At 45.5% G+C, this 3,650-nt stretch carries 2 protein-coding genes and 1 pseudogene; all 3 read left to right on the top strand.

All coding sequences use genetic code 11. The annotated features are described in order from the left end of the window. Positions 1-934, top strand: a pseudogene (locus tag F6K20_RS28730) (hypothetical protein); the annotation flags it as partial. 258 nt (positions 935-1,192) lie between these two features. Continuing rightward, complete coding sequence (locus F6K20_RS28735; RefSeq protein ID WP_287296943.1) at positions 1,193-2,614, top strand: cation:proton antiporter; 1,422 nt, start codon at positions 1,193-1,195, stop codon at positions 2,612-2,614. A 449-nt stretch (positions 2,615-3,063) separates the two neighbouring features. Next, positions 3,064-3,650: AMIN domain-containing protein (locus tag F6K20_RS28740; protein WP_287296945.1), on the top strand; the 587-nt coding region annotated here is incomplete at its 3' end.

Here is a 3,650-nt window from a genome sequence, read left to right on the forward strand (position 1 = left end):
TCCACCTGTGTCTTCGCCCCCAACCAACCAATGGCTGCGAATGGTAGGGATGTGGCTAGCAGTTGCTGTCATTGGTGCAGGGCTAGGTTGGTCATATCAAGAATGGCAAAGTTATCGAAATCTACTATTACGCTTAGAAGAGATTCAGAAGCACCGATCAGAACGGGAATATGAAGAATGCATCAATAAAGCCACGACTATTCCTGAAAAGTCGCCTATATATCAACAGACTCAGGTGATTTTTAATGAGTGTGCCGAGAAACTATTTGGCAAAGCTAAGATACTAGCTGCAGCGAACCAATTTAAAGACGCAATTATCGAGGCCAATAAACTGACCCCAGATAGTGCTCCTTACCAAGAGGCACAACAGTTAATTAATCAGTGGTCTAACAGCCTATTTCAGAAAGCTACCAAGCTGTATCAGGAACAAGGGAAGCTCAATGAAGCCATTGCTCTAACTCAAGTCATCCCTGAAACTACTCTGATTCGTCAAAAATTACCCGAGACCATTGCCCAATGGAAACAAGAGTGGGCTGTGAATGTATCGATTCGCAAACAAGCACTTCAAGCCCTGGAGGCAGGTCAATGGCAACAGGCTAAGCAAAACGCTAGGAGGGTGACTACTGGCTATTGGCAAAAGCAAGTTGAACCAATTATAGACAGGGCAGATGCTAAAATTTCTACCATAGAAGCCCAGCAAGAAGCTCAACGAGTCAGACGACAAGCCCAGCAAGAAGCTCAACGAGTCAGACGACAAGCCCAGCAAGAGGCTCAACGCATAGCCAGAGAAAAAGCACAACAAAAAGCTCAGGAGCAGGATCGACGCAGACAGCAATGCATTAAGCTGGTAACGAAATACACTGAAGAGAATCAGTGGGCTCTCAAAGAGTACGAAAGGTTAAGATGTGATGATTTTCCCCATGAGCTATTTTAACTAAGCCATCGGGTTGTTCAAATCCAAGACACGTTGGTCCGTTGGCACGCCCTTGATTAGGCATTAAGTACCAGAACTTAACCCAACATCTAACACCTAACACCTAACACCTGAAACCTAATACCTAACACCTAACACCTAACCATCAAAACTAAATTGACAGAGTACTAGCTTAGTTTGAGCCCCTGATTAGACCTTAGAGGCTCAAGGGTTGCCATAATTTTTGTAAAGTATAATGAATGATTTATTCGCAACTACATGGCTGATACAACTGCCTGGGTGAATCTCCTCACCCCCTTACCATTCCTCCCCCCTGAACACCCTCTGCCATCCCTATTGGCAACAGCAACTGAAGCCACTGCTAATGAAGCAGAAAACGGTTCACTGGTTCTTGCAGGAGTGCTATTGAGTCTAGTGGTGATCTACTTCGCCAGTAAACTCGGAGGCGAAATTTGTGCTCGGATTAACTTACCACCGGTATTAGGGGAATTGGTCGGTGGTGTAGTTGTCGGGGTTTCTGCCCTAAATCTGCTAGTTTTCCCAGAAGGGGGCAGTGCGGCTAGCAATTCCGTAATGATGAGCTTTCTCCAAACTACCGCTGGTCTAACCCCAGAAGCTACCAACTCAGTATTTCAGTCTACTAGCGAGGTGATTTCCGTCTTAGCGGAACTCGGCGTGATCATCCTGTTATTTGAAATTGGACTAGAGTCTGACCTCAAAGAACTGATCCGTGTTGGTCCGCAGGCCGCTGTGGTAGCTGTAGTTGGGGTGGTTGTTCCCTTTGCTGCTGGTACTGCTGGTTTAGCTTACCTATTTCATATTTCTGCTGTCCCTGCTATTTTTGCTGGTGCTGCCCTAACTGCCACTAGTATCGGGATTACCGCTAAAGTCCTAGCAGAAATTGGACAGCTCAGTTCTAAAGAAGGGCAAATTATCATTGGTGCTGCCGTACTCGATGATGTCCTAGGAATTATCGTCCTGGCTGTGGTGGCTAGTCTGGCAAAAACTGGGGAAGTCGTGATCACTAATGTAATCTATTTGATTATTAGTGCTGGTGTCTTCCTAGTTGGAGCAATTCTAATCGGTCGCTTCCTCGGTCCGTATTTCGTTGCCTTGGTCAAGGAAATGAAAACCCGAGGTCAGGTATTACTGACAGCACTCATTTTTGCCTTTGTCTTGTCCTATATTGCCACAGCTATCCAATTAGAAGCCATTTTAGGAGCCTTTGCTGCTGGGCTAGTCTTGGCAGAGACGGATAAGCGTCGAGAATTAGAAGAACAGGTCTTACCAGTGGCAGATATACTTGTGCCCATCTTCTTTGTTACTGTGGGAGCCAAAACTGATTTGAGTGTGCTTAACCCAGCAGTTCCCAGTAATCGCGAGGGTTTGATCTTGGCAACTTTCCTGATTGTGGTGGCAATTCTTGGTAAGGTGATCACAGGATTGACAGTCTTTGGTCAATCAGGAATTAACCGTCTGGCTATTGGGGTTGGCATGATTCCCAGAGGTGAAGTGGGGCTAGTCTTTGCTGGTGTTGGTTCAGCAAGTGGTGCTCTTTCAGAAGCCACTGAAGCAGCGATTATCATGATGGTTATTTTAACGACTTTTATCGCTCCGCCTTTGTTGCGGTTGGTCTTTCAAGAGCCATCTGAGCCGGTGGAAACAGCTGGAGAGTCTTGAGACTTGTTGCTAAGCTATCTGAGCTTGCTGATTAAAGACAATTATTGATGCAGGATTCTTGAAGAATCCTGTTCAATTTAGTTGATTGTGTATGCTTTAAGATTTCGACATTGCTAAGTGTGTTAACTAAAACCAAATTTTCGATTCAGAGAAACCCGTGTATACTGAAACTCTTGAAACTTAACCAAGCTACTCTACGTCCGAGTCTGTTAACGGTTTTAATAAGATTAATCAGATTAATCTTATTAGTCAAACAGACTAGACATTGCTTGACTGGGCTATTAATTAGGGGTATTCATCGTGAGTGGTTAGGGATTAGCGGTTAACTATAGCCTACTCTAGGCAGCTGTTGGGGTCTAATACTTAACCGCTAACAGCTGGTATAACCAATTGCTATAACCAATTGCTATAACCAATTACCTAAGATACATGATACAGGAGTAAGAATTGTGAGGTTTCGCTGGCTACTGCTACTCTCCAGCTCTTTGACATTTTCTCTATTTTCATTGGCGGCTCAAGCCCGTGAACTACTATTTTGGCAATATGATCGCAATCAGAATCGCCTGGAATTTACCACTGATGTGGGTGTACAACCCACAGCCCAACTCATTTCTAATCCTACCCGGTTAGTGATTGATTTACCGGGAATTAACGTCGGAGGTCCATCAACAAATCAGCGTCTAAGCGGGGCGATTCGAGAAGTGCGAGTGGGTCAATTTGAGAGACAAACCACTCGGATTGTGGTTGAATTGGCTCCTGGTTACACTATAGACCCCCAGCAGGTAAAATTTCGGGGTATTAGCCCCAATCAGTGGACTGTACAATTACCTCAGCCTTATCGAGGGTCACTGCCGGTTCTGCCTAACCCAGCACCGCCATCTCTACCACCGGCTCAGCCACCGACCCGCACTCAATCCCCTCCACCACGGCCAACTATTCCGAGATCCAATCCAACTATTCCGAGATCCAATCCGGGGATTCGCCGCCAAGGCTTTCAGATCAATAGAAATGGATTTTTTGTCAGTACCGATGGTGG

This window comes from Moorena sp. SIO2C4, from assembly GCF_010672485.1.
Classification (GTDB): domain Bacteria; phylum Cyanobacteriota; class Cyanobacteriia; order Cyanobacteriales; family Coleofasciculaceae; genus Moorena; species Moorena producens.